The organism is Paenibacillus sp. FSL H7-0756, from assembly GCF_038006765.1.
Lineage (GTDB): Bacteria > Bacillota > Bacilli > Paenibacillales > Paenibacillaceae > Paenibacillus_AQ.
Genome location: NZ_JBBOVT010000001.1, coordinates 843,130 through 859,175, shown reverse-complemented (window position 1 = coordinate 859,175; position 16,046 = coordinate 843,130). Strand labels below are relative to the sequence as shown.

Below are 16,046 nucleotides of genomic sequence, written 5' to 3'. Positions count from 1 at the left end.
ATAGTCACAGGAACAACCCTTACAAGAAAATCCATTTGAGTATATCATACACACCAAGTTAGAAGTCCACGGAAATAACAGCTATAATCAACTGTACAGCCATTACCGATACCTGGAAAGGAGCGCCACATGGTCAACCAATCGATCACCGAAGGAGTTATACGTACACGTTCCAAACTGCGCAGAGATCTGCTAATTTCTGTTTTTGACGAATTCGATGGCAGCATTATGAGCCTGTCCCCTGATAACCGAAGGGAAAAATACAGCAAAATGGCGCAAAGCGCCTTTTCCTTCTACCGGGGGAGCGCTTATCTGTTCTATTTTGACACGACAAGACAATACTTTCCCTACCATAGCTCTCCAAGCCGGCCTACCTGGATTCAAGGAGATCTGCATTTCGAGAACTTCGGCGCCTTCCGCAGTGAGGACGGAGCGATTGTGTATGATGTGAATGATTTTGACGAGGGGTATGTCGGGTCCTATCTGTATGATCTGCTGCGGATGGCGGTCAGTCTAGCGCTTGTCGCCAGGCAGCTTGGTCATGGTCAGTATGAACAGCACAAGCTCATCCTCAGCTATGCGGAGGCTTATTACCGGCAAATTCACCGTTTCTGTGACCACAAAGACCATCCCGGAAGCTATGTAGTGGATGAGGATACCGCCAGAGGACCCGTCCGCAAGCTGCTACGTAAACTGGAGAAGCGCCGGCAGAGTCATTTCCTGGAGAAGGTTACCGCCCAGATGCAGACCAGCAGAGTGTTCCTGGAGACCTCGGAGCTGCTGATCCCCGGAGCTGCGGAGCAGGCACAGCTGGAGCAAGCCTGGGGCTTCTATACCCAGACAGTGGTGTCGCGCAGCCTGAACGAGGAGCATTTCCGGATCAAGGACATCGCGGTCAAACGCGGCTCGGGGACGGCTTCCATCGGCCTGAACCGCTATTATATTCTTATCGAGGGCGGTATGGAGCAGGCAGGGACCGACGATACCGTCCTGGAGGCCAAAGAAGTCCGCGTTCCCGTTCCTGCCTATTTCCTGCCGTATTCGGACTCCTTCTGGCAAGCCTTCGCCCATCAGGGCAAACGCGTATCCGCGACCCAGCAGGCTATGCATCATAAGGCTGATCCCTACCTTGGCTTCCTGACGGTGGATGGCCGGGAGTTCTATGTCAGAGAGCGTTCCCCGTACAAAAAAAGACTGAAGGCCACAAGCCTCACAGATATGGATGAGTTGACCGCAGTGACCCGGCAGATGGGCAGCCTGACCGCCAAAATCCATGCCCGCGCCGATTCCGATGTCGACAAAGGCATTCTCGACTATCACAGTGAGTATGAGATCGCGAAGGCCATGGGCGATGATTCTGAGGCCTTTGCCCGTTATCTTGCTGAGTGGGCCTACGGCTATGCTGGACAGGTGGAGAAAGACTATGCCATGTTCGCGGACTGGGTGTCCGGGCAGTATGGTATATAAAGGTAACGGCCGTTCAAGATAGCCTGCTGCTACCCCGCAAGCAAAGAAGCCCTCTTTACCCGAAACCGGGCGGAGAGGGCTTCTTTGCTCACTATTCCTACTAGACTCAATCTATGTGAACCTATCCTTAATTACCAGGCACTTCCTTCAAATACTGGCCCGGCCGGTCCAGCTCATAGAGCTTGCGGTAACGCGGCTGCTGCTCCATCAGCTCGGCATGAGTGCCGCGCATCTCCACCTGACCATTCTCCATGAAGATAACCTCGTCCATCTGCTCAGCGCCGACCAGATGATGCGTGACCCAGATCAGCGTCTTGCCGGCCATCGCCTCGAACATCGTGGCCAGCAGCTCGCGCTCCGTGCGCGGGTCCAGGCCAACGGTCGGCTCATCCAGCACGACGACCGGCGTATTCTGCAGCAGAATCCGGGCCAGGGCGATCCGCTGGCGCTCTCCGCCGGAGAAGCGCTGCCCCGCCTCGCGTACCGGAGTATCATAGCCCTCCGGCAGCGAAGAGATCAGCGTATCCAGCTTCGCCAGGGCTGCCGCCTGCTGGACCGCTGCCTCCGAAGCCCCCGGGTCCCCGAGCCGGATATTGTTCGCCACCGTCGTGTCGAACAGATGCGGGCTCTGGTTCAGCACCGCGATGAGCTGCGGAATCCGCTCACCGTAAGCCGCAGCATCGATCCCGTTAATCGTCACGGAGCCGATGGTGGGCGCAATCACGCCCTGCACCAGCTTGAGCAGTGTCGATTTACCGGCTCCGCTGCGGCCGATAACTGCAACCTTCCGTCCCTGCGGCAGCGCAAGGTCGAGCCCCTGAACAGAGAAGTCGTCGCCCGCCGCATAGCGGTAGCCCGCCGACTTCAGTTCAATCTGAACCTGTCCGCTGGCCTTGGCAGCCTCGGCAGCAGCACCAGCCTGAGCCGCAGCTTCGGCATTCCTGCCTTTTTCCGCCTCAGAGAGTGCACCCTCCGCCGGGGGCTCCACACCCTCCAGCCGCTCCAGTGAATTCCGGTATTGCGGAATTTTCTCCACAGCCTCGGATACGGGCAGGAAAGCATCCGCCACCGGGAAGACCACCAGCACGAACGCTGCAATCAGCGTTCCGGCAATCGCCCCCTCGGCATACTGTCCAGCCGCCCAGTATAACAGAGACAACACGGCCAGGCCAACAACCGCCTGCCCGATGAACATACGCAGCCGTGCCCAGCGCCGCAGCGAACCGTCTATGCGGGCAACTGCCTGCTCGTCCGCTTCATACGTATCGACGAACTGGCTCTGCCGTCCGCTGATGACCCAGTCACCTAGTCCGAGCACAGCATCTGTCAGCTTTTGATACAGCCGGTTGCGCTCCTGCTTCACCTGACGCTGACGCTTCTGGGTCAGCAGGAGGGAGATCAGAGGTAATACGACAACCAGCACCAGCATATAGAGTCCCATAAGCAGAGCAAAGACCACATCGAACGTCCCGAGCGCAATCATCGCCGCTGCATAGATCAATAGCGCGATAATACTCGGAAAGACCGTACGCAGATAGACATTCTGCAAATATTCGATATCATCGGCAAGCATACCGAGAATATCCCCGGTACGGAAGCGTGAGGACAAGAACAGCGCCTGCGGCTCCAGCATATGGTACAGCCGGACCCGCATCTTCGACAGAATGCGCAGTATCGTGTCATGTCCCACAAGCCGCTCCACATAGTGGATAACAGCCCGGCTGGTCCCGAAGGTGCGCACACCGACAATAGGGACATAGATCATCAGTATATTTTCCGGCGGAATCGAGGCCTTCGAGATCAAGAAGCCTGAAGTATACATCAGCGAGGACGCAGAGAGGATAGTCAGAGCGCCCAGCAAGATGATTAACACGAACCGCCAGAAGTAGGCAGAGTAATAGGGAGCAAACCATCCTTCACGTTTCAATGGATTCCCTCCAATTGACTTTGAATAAGCTCATAATAAGCGCCCTTCCGCGCAGTCAGCTCGCCGTGTGTGCCTATTTCAGCCACCCGTCCCTGCTGCATAACGACAATCAGATCCATGTCGATCATCCAGTGCAGGCGGTGTGTAGCCAGGAATACCAGCTTGTCCTCGAACAGCGGCAGCATCGTCTCCTTCAGCTCATATTCGGTCTCGATGTCCAGATGGGCCGTCGGCTCATCCAGCAGCATGATAGGGCGGCTGCTCAGCAGGGCGCGGGCCAGAGCCACACGCTGCTCCTGCCCGCCGCTGAGCGAACGGCCGCCGCCGCCGATCATCTCGTTCAGACCTTCCGGCAGCGAAGGCACCAACTTCGCAAGTCCCGCAGCGGACAAGGCCGCTTCCACAGCCTCCTGCGAAGCCTCAGGATAATAGAACCGGACATTATCAGCCAGCGTACCGCTGAAGATATACGGGCGCTGCGGAATATAAGCCGTCTGCTTCCGCCAACCCTCATCGGTCAGCGCACTGACCGGGGTTCCATTGATCGTAAGGGTTCCGGAGGTTGGATGAAGGAAGCCGCCCAGAATGTCTACCAGTGTAGACTTGCCTGCTCCGCTCTCTCCGATAATACCAATCTTGCGATGCCCGCTGAATTCAAGATCAACAGCTTCGAGTGACGGCACTCCGTCCGCTTCATAGGTCACGCCTACCCCGTCAAGCTTCAGGTGGCTGTTATTGTTCCACGTGAAAAATTCGCCTGACCAAGCTCCGCTCTGGCCCGCCATCTCCTTCTGCCCACCCGGCTCCAGCAGCTTCGCCTGGACCGTCTCACGGTCAATAATGCTCTTCATCGCTTCACCGGCCTCCTTACCATCCAGTGTGGCATGGAAGTCTGCACCTACCAGCCGTACCGGCAGAAAATATTCCGGGGCGAGAATCAGGATCGTCAGTCCGGTAACCAGCGTCATCTGCTCATTGACCAGACGCAGACCCAGGCTTACCGCTACCGAAGCAACAGACAGCATGGTGAAGAAATCCAGTGCGAACGAGGACAGGAAGGCGACTCGCAGCGTACGCATAGTTGCTGAACGGTAGCGGTCACTGACCTTGGCGATACTCTCACTGTGGCTGCGGCTTCGTCCAAGGAATTTCAGCGTCTCCAGACCGCGCAGCGAATCCACAAAGTGATTCGATAAGGTACGGTAAGACTTCAGCTGACGGTCCATCTGCTTGCGGGCCGTCATCCCGATCAGGATCATGAATACAATAATGATCGGCATCGTTAAGGTAAGAATGACACCGCTGGACGTATCCAGGGTGAACACATAGATAAGCAGCAGAGCGGGTGTTACCGCCATACCGACCATCCGTGGAATAATCAGCTCCAGGTACGCGCGGAACTTCGTTACTCCTTCAAGCACTAATGTGACCATATTTCCGGTCCCCCGGTCGCCAGCCAGCCTTGGTCCCAGCTGGAACAGCTTGTCCATCATCTGTCTCCGCATGCTGCTGCCGGTCGCTTCCGCGAAGCGGTACGCCGCCCGGCTCATCAGCATAGCACAGGCATGACGCACAAGAAACGCAAGAAGGAACAAGAGCGCTCTAGCCCCTTGTTCCTTCAGCGGTTCTCCCGCAAACAGCGCAGAGACAGCTTCTGCCAGCGACTTCGCCAGCAGAAGAATGGAGAAGCTTTGCACCAGGGTTAGGAAGCCAACCAGCAGGAAGACAGGCTTAACTCCTTTGTACCCAAGCAAATTTTTATCCATTAGTATTCAAGATGCTCCTTCTCATGAACCCGTTTGTGGAAGATGAAATAACTCCAGATCTGATAGCCCAGCACGAACGGCAGCAGAGTCAGCGCGACAATTGTCATCACCTTCAGCGAATATTGGCCTGAGGCCGCATTCGTAATCGTCAGGTTGAACGCCTGATCCAGCGAGCTGATCATAACCCGCGGGAACAATCCGATGAAGATCGAAGCAACAGACAAGGCCATCACAGCACCAGTCATCCCGAAGGCATAGCCGTCCTTCTTCTTAGTCATGAAATATCCGGCCAGCAGATAAGCGGCTACACCCAGAACAACTACAATCCATAGCAGCGTTCCGCGTTTATCGAAGATATCTGTCATAGTATAAGTCATCACAACGAAGGCTACCAGCAGCGCCGCCAGTGGAATCAGCAGCTTCTGGGCCAGCTTGCGTGCCCGTTCCTGCAGATCTCCAAGCGTGCGGAGCGTAGTGAACATCAGCCCGTGTACCAGACACAGCAGAACAACTGTAATCCCAGCAACCACCGTATACGCATTAACGATATCGAAGAATCCGGCATACATCTGCATATCCTTGTCAATCGGCAAGCCCTTGATGAAGCTGGCGAATACCACGGCGAGCAGGAACGGCGGCAGGAAGCTGCCGAAGAAGATGCAGACATCCCATGTTTTCTGCCAAGCCTTGGAATCGCGTTTGCCTCTGAATTCGAAGGCGACACCACGGGCGATCAACGCCAGCAGGGCAAATACAAACGGAATATAGAAGCCGCTGAACAGCGTAGCATACCAATGCGGGAAGGCCGCGAACATTGCACCGGCACCCGTAATCAGCCATACCTCATTCGCATCCCAGAACGGCCCGATCGAATTGATCAGTATCCGGCGCTCCGTATCATTCTTGGCCAGAATCTGCGTCTCCATCCCTACACCGAAGTCGAAGCCTTCCAGGAAGAAGAACCCGACGAACAGCACCGCAATCAGCAGAAACCATAATTCATTAAGTGACATTGGTTAGCCCTCCTTGTTATACGGATCGTGGGATTCACCGTGTTCGTTATCCATAGCATAAGGACCTTTTTTGATCACTTTGACGAACAGGCCTACCAGCACTGCACCTAATATGGCATAGATCGCGGTAAAAGAAATCACCGAGAACAGCACCTGTCCGCTGGTAATATTAGGCGATACACTGTCTTCTGTAGTCATAAGTCCGAATACCGTCCATGGCTGACGCCCGATCTCTGTCATAATCCAGCCGGCCGTGTTGGCAATCGGCGGAAGCAGCAGTCCCCAGAACATGAAGCGCATGAACCAGGTATTCGGTCTGTCCATCTTTTTGCGCCACATGAGGTAGATAGCATATACCCCGAACAGCATCATCAGCGTGCCGGCAGCAACCATGATCCGGAAGCTCCAGAAGGTTGTTTTGACCGGCGGAATATAATCTCCTGGTCCGTAGGCTACTTCATACTCCTTCTGCAGCTCCAGCATCCCCTTCACATCACCGGAGAATTTACTGTAGGACAGGAAGCTCAGCAGATATGGGACCTGAACTTCATTGCTGTTGGTCTGGTTCTTCACATCGATATTGGCAAATACCGTCCAAGGTGCCGGGTCGCCGCTCTCACCCCACAGCGCTTCGGATGCGGCCATCTTCATGGGCTGTGTCTCTACCAGATATTGAGCCTGTGCATGTCCGGCAACCGCAACGCCGAAGGAAGAGATAACCCCTACAATGGCTGCAATCTCGAATGATTTCCGGAAAAAGGCAACGTCCTGCTTCTTAAGCAATTTGTAAGCACTGATCCCTGTTACCAGGAAAGCGCCTGTAGCGTAGGCGGCAAGCACTGTATGCGGAAATTCCACCAGCAGCTGGCCGTTCGTAATCAGTGCGAAGATATCATTCATTTCAGCCCGACCGTTATTTATTGCAAAGCCGACCGGATGCTGCATGAACGAGTTAGCCAGCAGAATCCAGAATGCCGACAGCATCGTCCCGAAGGCGACCAGCCAGATGGATAATAGATGAATCCGCTTGGATACCTTATCCCAGCCGAAGATCCAGATTCCGATGAATGTGGACTCCAGGAAGAAGGCCAACAAGGCTTCAATCGCAAGCGGAGCCCCGAACACATCACCGACGAAGCGCGAATAATCCGACCAGTTCATCCCGAACTGGAACTCCTGCAAGATCCCTGTTACTACACCTACTGCGAAGTTAATCAGGAATAGCTTCCCCCAGAATTGCGCCATTCTTTTGTACTCTTCATTGCCCTTTCTTACGTACATGGTCTCCATAATGGCAATTATGAGCGCAAGTCCGATCGATACTGGCACAAAGAAATAATGAAAAATTGTCGTCGACGCAAATTGTATACGCGACAGCAGTACTGTATCCATATTTCTCCCCTTCCTTCTCCCCATTTCGTTATGTCTATTTTGTCAAATATCCATCACTCAAAGTGTGATAATTATCACATTATACGCCCCGTTTAGGCATAAAAAACAATAAATTTGTGACAAATATCACAATTTTGCATTTAAAAGCAAAAAAAATAAGACGGATTCACCGTCTTGAATGTGTCTATCATATATAAGTTGTCTTGACTCATAAAGGTATTGGTTTAGGTAATGGAAATACCTTTCTTAAGCGATTTGAGATCGCCATTTGAATTAAGCAATTGCGGCAGCATCTTCATGCTACGAACCATTGGGGAATGACAGAGACGGCAGGAAGGTGCATGTTCAAATGCGAAATTATCCCTCATCCATCCATTACAATCCTCATTGGTACAGGCCCAAATTGCGGTATTTTCTTCCGGTACTTCCTCCAAAGGCTTTTTCCGGTAGTTCATTGCCGTTCCTCCTTCCTTTATGTTGCAAGCGAGTAATGATAAAAAAAGACCGTCCCAACTTTCACAAGCGGGGACGGTATCTTCTATTAATTACAGTTTTACAACGTTTTCGGCTTGTGGTCCGCGGTTGCCTTGAACAACGTTGAATTCAACGCGTTGGCCTTCGTCCAAAGTTTTGAAGCCGTCGCCAGTGATTGCGCTGAAGTGAACGAATACGTCGCTTCCGCCTTCAACTTCGATGAAACCGAATCCTTTTTCTGCGTTGAACCATTTAACTGTACCTGTTTGCATGTGTGTTACCTCCACAAATTTAAATTAATATGTTCTTTTTATCTTCAGACAAAGAAAAAATTCACACATTGAGAAAGGTTGTAGCTTTGGTTGACAGCCCTTTTCAATGCGAGAATAAGGTATCAATGTAAGAACAATTTCATGTTACCACACCTTAATAACAAAGGCAAGCTGTTCTATCCTAATTTCTCCGGTTTTTCCCTTATAAGGACTACTTCCCAATGTAAGGGCTACCAGTCGTATTAAATTGTAATATTTATACCCAATGCTACCATTTACCCCATTTATTTATTCTTGAAACAGCCCCGCCCTCTTCTTTTTTCCTGAAAAGGACGGCTTGAACTGTTTCCGTAATCGTGACTGCCTCATTATTATATACGGTCATTTCCAATTTTATTCCTCTGGCTTCTCAAGAAGCTGAACTGTTGTCTGCTTCACTTCACCATTACGGTAGAAAGTGATCTTCAGCTTATCTCCGATCTTGGTATGATCGTACAGGTATTTGCGCAGCGATAGCGTGGAGGTAATCGGCTTGTCGTTGAACTTGGTAATCACATCGTTAAGCTGCAGGCCTGCATCCTTCGCCGGCCCCACAGCATCCAGAACCACAACCCCATCCGTTACTGTAGACGGAAGATTAAGCTCCTTACGCTGGTCATCGGCCAGCGGAACATACGGATTATTCAGATCCACGGAATAGACGCCCAGGTATGACCGGGCTATACGGCCTTTGGAGGTAAGCTCATTGGCTGTGTCTACTACACGATTGGCGGGAATTGCAAAACCCAATCCCTCTACCCCCGTATCGGAGATCTTCATCGTATTGATTCCAATCACCTTGCCGTCCAGATCCACCAGAGCGCCCCCGCTGTTGCCCTCGTTAATGGCCGCATCCGTCTGGATCACTTCCTGCTCCCAATCGTACACACCGTCCTGGTTCAGTGACACCGGTATCGTCCGCTCTGTATAGCTGACAATGCCGGAAGTTAGTGTATCCCCAAGCCCTAGCGGGTTACCGATGGCAATAACAGTTTCACCCAGACGCAGCTTGGAGGAATCCCCAATCTCAGCAATCCGGTCGATTCCCTTGCCGTCAATGGAGAGCACAGCAATATCACTCACCTTGTCGGCACCCACCAGCTCCGCCTTGTGTGTCACACCGTCTACTGTAACCACTTCAAGCTTGCCGGCACCCTCAATGACATGGTTATTCGTGATGATAAAGGCCTTATTGTCGTCCTTCTTATAGATAACTCCTGAGCCTAGAGCCGATTCATCGAGAATATTAAGTTCCTTATTGTCTTTTTTATGATTAATGATGCTCACTACCGCAGGGCGGATATGTGCAGCAGCCTGAATAATCCGGTCATACGGATCTGCACTGCTCGCAGCCACCTTATCAATAACCACCGGGGCCTGAACTCTCTCCGTGGTGAACTGTCCCGTTACCAGACTGAACAGCAGCACAGCCGCTACAGCACTGCAGACAGAGCTGATCAGCGAGATCTGCCAGGTTGCCAGCGACCGCTTCGATTTGCGTACAGCCCACTTGCCGTCAGCATATCCGCCGGTTGATTTAGATTTGCCGCTTTTGCGCCGTGACACCTTGGTTGAATAGAAATCATCATCGAATAATCCCATGTTATACTCTCTCCCCTCTATTGCCACCGCATTCACGACCTGAACGCCAAGCAACCACGCCCGAGCTTAACCGCTATATCTCTTAGACTTCACGAAGTACTAAAAGGTTTCACTTGATTTATTCACCACATTCCAGTGGGTTCTAAGCGCAAGGGATGTCTATTATTCTAATAAGCTACTAAAAAGTTTAACAGCTTGTATCCGGAATATTTTGCAACTTAAAAGACTACAATAGGATTAGAACGCTCTATATGATTGTATCACAGGCAGCCGCGCTGCCCACATGTTTTCTATGTTAAATAAATGTAAATTATTCACAGCCTCACTATAACCTATTTCACAAGGAGGGCCGGACTATGGAGTCTTTTTCAACAAGTAAGGATCTGGTTCAGTTCATTGGCAAGCTGGGGGACCTTAAGGATGAGCATTATCAGCTGATTCTTGTCCAGCATGCAATGATTGAGCTGTTAATTGATAAAGGTCTATTCTCCCGCCAGGAGCTGGAGCACAAGATTACCGAGGTTGACCGCCTTATGACTGGCTCACCTTATCCCATGGCGTAGGCCGGTCATAGTAGGTGTCACAGAGCCTGAACTCACTGTCTTTGTAAAAGCAGCCCCGGTCCTCCATCGCCCCGCGCACGGACATCTTCGCCAGATCCATCATATTATGGTCTCTGCTTAAGTGGGCCAGATAGGCGCGCTTGGTCCGCCCGCTTAGAATCTCGCTGAGCGCTGCTCCTGCCGCTTCATTGGACAGATGCCCAAGATCGCCGAGAATCCGCCGCTTCGTATTCCAGGGATAACGCCCCATCCGCAGCATTTCGATATCATGATTCGACTCCAGCACAAGCACATCGGCATCCGATATAGCCGTTCTCACCTTGTCGCTGACATACCCGAGGTCTGTCGCTACACACAGCTTCTCCTTGCCGTCATAGAAATTGTAAGCTACCGGCTCCGCAGCATCGTGGGAGATGGCGAAGGATTCCACCCGCATGCTGCCGAAATCCCGGTGCTGGCCGGTCTCCATAATGACCCTGTTATGCTCCTCAATCTTGCCGATCCCCTTCTCTATGGCTCCCCAGGTGTTCGAATTCGCATAGATCGGAAGATTATACTTGCGGGCCATCGCGCCCAGCCCCTTAATATGATCCGAATGCTCGTGGGTCACAAGAATCCCGTCCAGCTCCGCTCCCGTCAGCTCACGCATGGCCAGCAGCTCGTCAATCCGCTTCGCACTCAGACCCGCGTCGATCATAAGTGTGGTCTCGCCGTTACGCACCACTGTCACATTCCCGGTAGAACCGCTGGACAGTACTGTAAATGAAATCCCCATATCTCTCCTGCTCCTTCTACTCTGTTGTCTTCGGACTGATAATATCCGCACTGATCGCATCCATATAATAGGCACTGCCGTCCTCCAGCATGAACCGCCACATCGGCGAAGCCACCTGGCTCTCGGAGTTAAACAACTCTCCGTAATAGCCCAGCTCAATCTCCTTCACTGCAGCACCCGCAGGAAAATACTTCTCGATCAGACTGCTAAGCGCCTGCGATGCCGGGAGAACCTTCTGCAGATCCTCGCTCCGGCTTGCTGCGATCTCAATCTTCGGCCAGCGGTAGGCCACAATCTTCTGGTCACTGTTGATCAGCTCCAGCCGCACTCTGAACAGAGACCACTTGTTATCCACCAGCGGATGCAGGACGAACTTGCCGACCTCACTCTCCTGTGAATCGAACCGGTAATTGGCAATGTCGGGAATCTGGCCCTTCAGCAGATTGCTAAGTTCCGAGAACGAGGAGTACATCAGCTTGCTGTCGACCGGCTCCTTAAGCTTCACAGGCAGTTCATTCTGCTCTTCGGCCGAATAACGGTACGTGATATCAGGCAGCTGTGGAGTGCCAGCCGGAATCGGGCACAGCAGCCTGATGTTCTTCTCTTCCATCACCGCCTTAGTCTCAGCAGACAGGGAAGTGAAGTCAAGTCCAGCGCTGACCTGATCACGCACATCAATCCATAGCTGATAGCACAGCAGCAGATTCAGCACCAGAAAGGCATATATCAATACACTCTTAGCCCTTCCCCAGTCCATAACGTCCCTCCTCGAATCGTATCCTGTCCGCTTGGTTTATCTCCGCCCTAATTCAATGTAAGCTCACTGCCGTCACTGAGTGTAACCCGCCAGACCGGATGAAGCTGCAGCTTCTCCCCGGCCAGCGCAGGCATATAGGCAGGCGTAAGCTCAATGATCCGCAAGGAGCTGCCGATCTGCGCCAGCCGCTGCTTCAGCAGTTCGCCGCCGGGCAGCTCAACAATGGTCTTTTCAGACTTTTCCTCATTCGTGTACATCAGGGAGCGCTCATAGGAAGAGACCGTTCCCTGCTGGAGCTCCAGATGGATTACGCCATACTGAAGCTGCGGATTGCTCATAATCGGATAGGAGCCGGACGGATAAGCGCCATAATATTGCTGAAAAGAAACCTTGCGGTCCTGCCGGCTCTCCTCCGTAGCAGCCAGCCTGTAGGTTCCGTTCCAGCCGCCATGGTTATTGACAAATTCCACCGCCACCAGTGCATCCTTCGCCGGTGTGCTGTCCCCGTCCGGAAGTGCTGCAGGATCACTATAACTCATCCAGTTCTGCTCCTGGTCCACCTGCAGGCTGCGTTTGCTGTCCGTATAGATTTTGGAGCCGTCCTTCTCAGGAATATACCTTGTATTGCCTGCATCGAAGAACAGATTGCTTTGCATTTGCTCAATGGTATACATACCCGCAGGCATCACAACCTTAACCAGCGGAACATCCGCCTCAGGGACATAATACTCACCGTTTACGGCTGTATACAGCGTCAGATTCTTACCGAAGTCCACATGCTGCTGCACATCCTGGACCGTAAGATCAGCCTTAGCCGCCTCGTACACAATATCCCCGCGTGTGCTGAAGAAGATAACATGGGCTTTGGAGTCATTTTTGATATTGTAGATCCAGATCCGGTCAATGCTCTCCCCCTCGAACAGCGAATCCGACGAGATCTGCATAACCCGCTGCAGCAGCGTTACCGGAATGCCTGCCCCGAACGACAGCTCAATGCCCGGATTCTCACTGCGGATCTTGTCCCAGTCGAAATCCTGTACGGACCGCCGCTGGAAGCTCTCGAAACTGCGGCCCTTCAGGCGGTTCATAATCAGGTTATAGAAAGTGGAGCTGGGGTAGAACAGTGTATGCTTGTCTCCGCCCATATGAATAATCATTTTATCGGGGTAGAGCAGGTTCTCCACCTTTTCCTTCGGCCCCATATTATCCGTCTTCACATATAAGGTCTTCGACAACACTGCCGAGTCGCTGCCGGGCAGCCTGTAGATCAGATAATAGCTCTCCACGAGACTTCCGAGTATAAGCAGGACCAGCATCCATGACTTGATTCTCTCCTTCACGCCTCACTCCCCCTTTGCTTCATCAAAGGCAGCGTGAACGTGACCAGCGAGCCCTCATTCAGCTCTGATTGCAGGGAAATGGAGCCGCCGTGGGCTTTGACAATTTCCCGGGCAATGGATAGGCCCAGACCTGTTCCGCCCATATTCCGCGAACGCGCCTTATCAACCCGGTAGAAGCGTTCAAAGATGCGTTCAATATCCTTCTTTGGAATCCCAATCCCGGAGTCGCGGACAGACACGGCCAACATGCCGTCCTCGTTCTTATGCGCCTCCAGCTGAATACTCCCGCCTTCCGGCGTATACTTGAGGGCATTGGAGACCAGATTACCCAGCACCTGGTCAATCTGGTCCCGGTCCAGCCACGCAGTAGCGACATCCTTGCGCACCCTCGTGCTGATATGAATCCGCTTCTGGCGGATCTGGAAGGAGAAGCGGTCGGCCACATCCTCCAGCATCTCGGAGATATCCGTCTGCTGAATGCGCAGGCTGGATTCCTTGGAATCGAGCCGCGACAGATGCAGCAGATCCGTAACCAGCCGGATCATGCGCTCCGTCTCGTTGCGGATAACTCCGACGAACCTCACGGCGAGCTGCGGATCTTCGAGTGCGCCGTCATCCAGCGCCTCCGCATAGCTCTTGATCGTCGTAAGCGGCGTCCGCAGCTCATGCGATACATTCGCCACGAACTCCCGGCGGGACTCCTCCAGATTCTCCTGCTCCGTAACATCCTGCAGCACCGCAATCGTCCCGGCGATCCGTCCGCCTTCACGGCGTTGGATCGGGGTGAAGGTCACCCGCACAATATTGGGGTCCTCTCCACCCATGGGAGACAGATGAAGCATAGCCGACTGAGGAATGCCTTGGGTCACCGAGACGGACTGCTCAGGCTCCAGCCCTAGCAGTCCGCCGAGCGAGGCCCCGGCAGGAAGGGGGCCTTCCGCGCCCAGCATCAAGGCGGCGCGTGCATTCATCAGAATCACCGCGCCGCTCTCATCTGTGGCTACGACACCGTCACTCATATTGGCAAGAATGGAGGACAGCTTCTCCTTCTCCTCTTCGTTCTGCAGCAGCGCCTCGCGCAACCGGTCTGTCATATAGTTGAAGGCCTGGCTCAGCTGGCCAATCTCATCATTGCCGAACACGGGAACCTTCCGGTTGAAGCGCCCTTCCGCCACAGCCGTAGCATGCTTGGTCATCTCCTTAATCGGATGCGTAATCGTATGCGCGAGGATAACTCCCAGCACTGCCGTGAGCGCCAGCGCCAGCAGCAGCCCCGAGAGGAACACACTGTTAATCCGGCTCATGGTGGCATATAAGTCTTTCATATCAGCAGCTATATAGATGGCACCTACCACCTTATCACCGGAAATTACCGGCTTCGCTACTACCTTTTTGCGCACATTATCATCAGCGATGATATATTCCTCATTATCGCTGATGCCCTGCAAGGCGCGGCTGACCACGGTCTGCGTGTTCCGCTGGCCGACATAGTCATTCTGTGAAGGGATCGAGGTGGTGATAATCTTGCCGCTCGCATCCAGCACCTGAATTTCTGCGCCATTGATATACAGATTGTTCACCATGCCGCGCAGGCTCTCCACAGCCGATTCCTCATCGGCTGTGCCCGTCTCACTGCCGAATTTGTCAGCGGTGAGGATCGAGAGCATTTCGGCCCGGGCCTTCAGGTCCTTGGTGAAGTTATCCGTCAGCGAGTTCTTCATCGAGCTGACAAAGTATACGCCGATCAGCTGCATCGCAATCAGAATCAGCAGTACATAGATCACGATAAGCCTGGCCTGGATCGTCCGGAAAAAGGACAGTGCCTTCATTACAACCCTCCGTTTTTGGGGCTATGCATCAAATAACCGAGTCCGCGCCGGGTATGAATATACTCCGGCTTGCTGGGATTCTCCTCAATTTTTTCTCTGAGCCGGCGGATGGTCACATCCACTGTCCGCACATCGCCGAAATATTCGAAGCCCCACACAGCCTGCAGCAGATGCTCCCGGGTCATTACCTTGCCCGCATGGCGGATCATATAATAGAGCAGCTCATATTCACGATGCGTCAGATCCAGCGGCTCACTATCCTTGTACACCATATACATATCCGTATCAATGAATAATCCGAAATGATAGACCCCCTGCTTGCTCTCCACCGCTTCACTCGGCGCTTCCGACTGCGATGGCTTATGCTGGCGCCGCATTTGGGCCTTAACTCTGGCCAGCAGCTCACGTGTACTGAACGGCTTGGTCACATAATCATCCGCACCGAGCTCAAGACCCAGCACTTTATCGATCTCTCCATCCTTCGCGGTAAGCATAATGATAGGAATATCCAGATGGGCAGAGCGTACCTCACGGCAGACATCCATTCCGTCCTTGCCGGGCAGCATGAGATCCAGCAGCATCAGATCGGGGCGTTTGGACAGAGCCAGCTCCACCGCACTGTTGCCGTCGAAGGCGCAGATGACCTCATAGCCCTCTTTTTCCAGATTGAATTTCAATATATCAGCAATAGGTTGTTCATCATCCACTACCAGAATCGTTCCCATTTGCATATGCTCAGCTTCACCTTTCTAACGGTACTCGAAACCCTGATTCCTTTATTTTAACATACCTGGCTGGGCGTCACATCAAATTACCCCCGCAAAGTGAGG

The 16,046-nt window shown here is 52.9% G+C and carries 14 protein-coding genes; 2 read left to right on the top strand and 12 right to left on the bottom strand.

Going from position 1 to position 16,046, the window contains the following annotated elements; all coding sequences use genetic code 11:
* Nucleotides 1-129 precede the first annotated feature (129 nt).
* Complete coding sequence (locus NST04_RS03810; protein ID WP_341183201.1) at nucleotides 130-1,467, top strand: DUF2252 domain-containing protein; 1,338 nt, start codon at nucleotides 130-132, stop codon at nucleotides 1,465-1,467.
* Nucleotides 1,468-1,594: 127 nt separating this feature from the next.
* Here the strand turns inward: NST04_RS03810 and cydC are convergent, their stop codons facing one another.
* From cydC to NST04_RS03775, 7 genes are all read right to left on the bottom strand, one after another.
* Nucleotides 1,595-3,394 carry a thiol reductant ABC exporter subunit CydC gene (cydC, locus tag NST04_RS03805; RefSeq protein ID WP_341183200.1) on the bottom strand — a complete coding sequence of 600 codons (1,800 nt, stop codon included), beginning with the start codon at nucleotides 3,392-3,394 and terminating at the stop codon, nucleotides 1,595-1,597.
* Complete coding sequence (gene cydD / locus NST04_RS03800) at nucleotides 3,391-5,160, bottom strand: thiol reductant ABC exporter subunit CydD (RefSeq protein ID WP_341183199.1); 1,770 nt, start codon at nucleotides 5,158-5,160, stop codon at nucleotides 3,391-3,393. The genes cydC and cydD overlap by 4 nt, the downstream gene beginning before the upstream one ends.
* Complete coding sequence (gene cydB, locus NST04_RS03795; protein WP_341183198.1) at nucleotides 5,160-6,173, bottom strand: cytochrome d ubiquinol oxidase subunit II; 1,014 nt, start codon at nucleotides 6,171-6,173, stop codon at nucleotides 5,160-5,162. The genes cydD and cydB overlap by 1 nt, the downstream gene beginning before the upstream one ends.
* Before the next feature lie 3 nt (nucleotides 6,174-6,176).
* Entirely contained in the window at nucleotides 6,177-7,565 is a 1,389-nt protein-coding gene (locus NST04_RS03790; RefSeq protein ID WP_340995130.1) for a cytochrome ubiquinol oxidase subunit I, read from the bottom strand.
* A 224-nt stretch (nucleotides 7,566-7,789) separates the two neighbouring features.
* Nucleotides 7,790-8,020 (bottom strand): cold-shock protein, encoded by a 231-nt coding sequence (locus NST04_RS03785; RefSeq protein ID WP_036699797.1) that lies wholly within the window; start codon nucleotides 8,018-8,020, stop codon nucleotides 7,790-7,792.
* A gap of 90 nt (nucleotides 8,021-8,110) precedes the next feature.
* On the bottom strand, nucleotides 8,111-8,311 hold the full coding sequence (locus tag NST04_RS03780; protein ID WP_019914582.1) for a cold-shock protein: 201 nt from the start codon (nucleotides 8,309-8,311) through the stop codon (nucleotides 8,111-8,113).
* Between the two features lie 393 nt (nucleotides 8,312-8,704).
* Entirely contained in the window at nucleotides 8,705-9,952 is a 1,248-nt protein-coding gene (locus NST04_RS03775) for a S1C family serine protease (RefSeq protein ID WP_341183197.1), read from the bottom strand.
* A gap of 356 nt (nucleotides 9,953-10,308) precedes the next feature.
* On the opposite strand from NST04_RS03775, the gene NST04_RS03770 reads away from it, so the two are divergent.
* Nucleotides 10,309-10,515, top strand: coding sequence for a hypothetical protein (locus tag NST04_RS03770; protein WP_209879260.1), 207 nt, complete (start codon nucleotides 10,309-10,311; stop codon nucleotides 10,513-10,515).
* Here the strand turns inward: NST04_RS03770 and NST04_RS03765 are convergent.
* Genes NST04_RS03765 through yycF form a run of 5 tightly spaced genes read right to left on the bottom strand, consistent with a single transcriptional unit; the run spans nucleotide 10,484 to nucleotide 15,947 of the window.
* A complete protein-coding gene (locus tag NST04_RS03765; protein ID WP_036699804.1) occupies nucleotides 10,484-11,290 on the bottom strand; it encodes an MBL fold metallo-hydrolase in 807 nt (268 codons plus the stop codon). The genes NST04_RS03770 and NST04_RS03765 overlap by 32 nt on opposite strands.
* Nucleotides 11,291-11,306: 16 nt before the next feature.
* Nucleotides 11,307-12,047, bottom strand: a complete 741-nt coding sequence (gene yycI, locus NST04_RS03760; protein WP_341183196.1) for a two-component system regulatory protein YycI — start codon at nucleotides 12,045-12,047, stop codon at nucleotides 11,307-11,309.
* Between the two features lie 47 nt (nucleotides 12,048-12,094).
* The gene (locus tag NST04_RS03755) at nucleotides 12,095-13,387 is read right to left on the bottom strand and encodes a YycH family regulatory protein (protein ID WP_341183195.1); all 1,293 of its coding nucleotides are present in this window, start codon (nucleotides 13,385-13,387) and stop codon (nucleotides 12,095-12,097) included.
* Nucleotides 13,384-15,216, bottom strand: coding sequence for a cell wall metabolism sensor histidine kinase WalK (gene walK, locus NST04_RS03750; protein ID WP_341183194.1), 1,833 nt, complete (start codon nucleotides 15,214-15,216; stop codon nucleotides 13,384-13,386). The genes NST04_RS03755 and walK overlap by 4 nt, the downstream gene beginning before the upstream one ends.
* On the bottom strand, nucleotides 15,216-15,947 hold the full coding sequence (gene yycF, locus NST04_RS03745; RefSeq protein ID WP_036699813.1) for a response regulator YycF: 732 nt from the start codon (nucleotides 15,945-15,947) through the stop codon (nucleotides 15,216-15,218). The genes walK and yycF overlap by 1 nt, the downstream gene beginning before the upstream one ends.
* Nucleotides 15,948-16,046: the final 99 nt, after the last annotated feature.

Coding starts and splice junctions, on each gene's coding strand:
- NST04_RS03785 (WP_036699797.1), bottom strand. CDS start 8,020: ATGAACTACCGGAAAAAGCCTTTGGAGGAAGTACCGGAAGAAAATACC.
- cydB (WP_341183198.1), bottom strand. CDS start 6,173: ATGTCACTTAATGAATTATGGTTTCTGCTGATTGCGGTGCTGTTCGTC.
- NST04_RS03780 (WP_019914582.1), bottom strand. CDS start 8,311: ATGCAAACAGGTACAGTTAAATGGTTCAACGCAGAAAAAGGATTCGGT.
- NST04_RS03775 (WP_341183197.1), bottom strand. CDS start 9,952: ATGGGATTATTCGATGATGATTTCTATTCAACCAAGGTGTCACGGCGC.
- yycF (WP_036699813.1), bottom strand. CDS start 15,947: ATGCAAATGGGAACGATTCTGGTAGTGGATGATGAACAACCTATTGCT.
- NST04_RS03790 (WP_340995130.1), bottom strand. CDS start 7,565: ATGGATACAGTACTGCTGTCGCGTATACAATTTGCGTCGACGACAATT.
- cydD (WP_341183199.1), bottom strand. CDS start 5,160: ATGGATAAAAATTTGCTTGGGTACAAAGGAGTTAAGCCTGTCTTCCTG.
- NST04_RS03810 (WP_341183201.1), top strand. CDS start 130: ATGGTCAACCAATCGATCACCGAAGGAGTTATACGTACACGTTCCAAA.
- NST04_RS03770 (WP_209879260.1), top strand. CDS start 10,309: ATGGAGTCTTTTTCAACAAGTAAGGATCTGGTTCAGTTCATTGGCAAG.
- walK (WP_341183194.1), bottom strand. CDS start 15,216: ATGAAGGCACTGTCCTTTTTCCGGACGATCCAGGCCAGGCTTATCGTG.
- NST04_RS03765 (WP_036699804.1), bottom strand. CDS start 11,290: ATGGGGATTTCATTTACAGTACTGTCCAGCGGTTCTACCGGGAATGTG.
- yycI (WP_341183196.1), bottom strand. CDS start 12,047: ATGGACTGGGGAAGGGCTAAGAGTGTATTGATATATGCCTTTCTGGTG.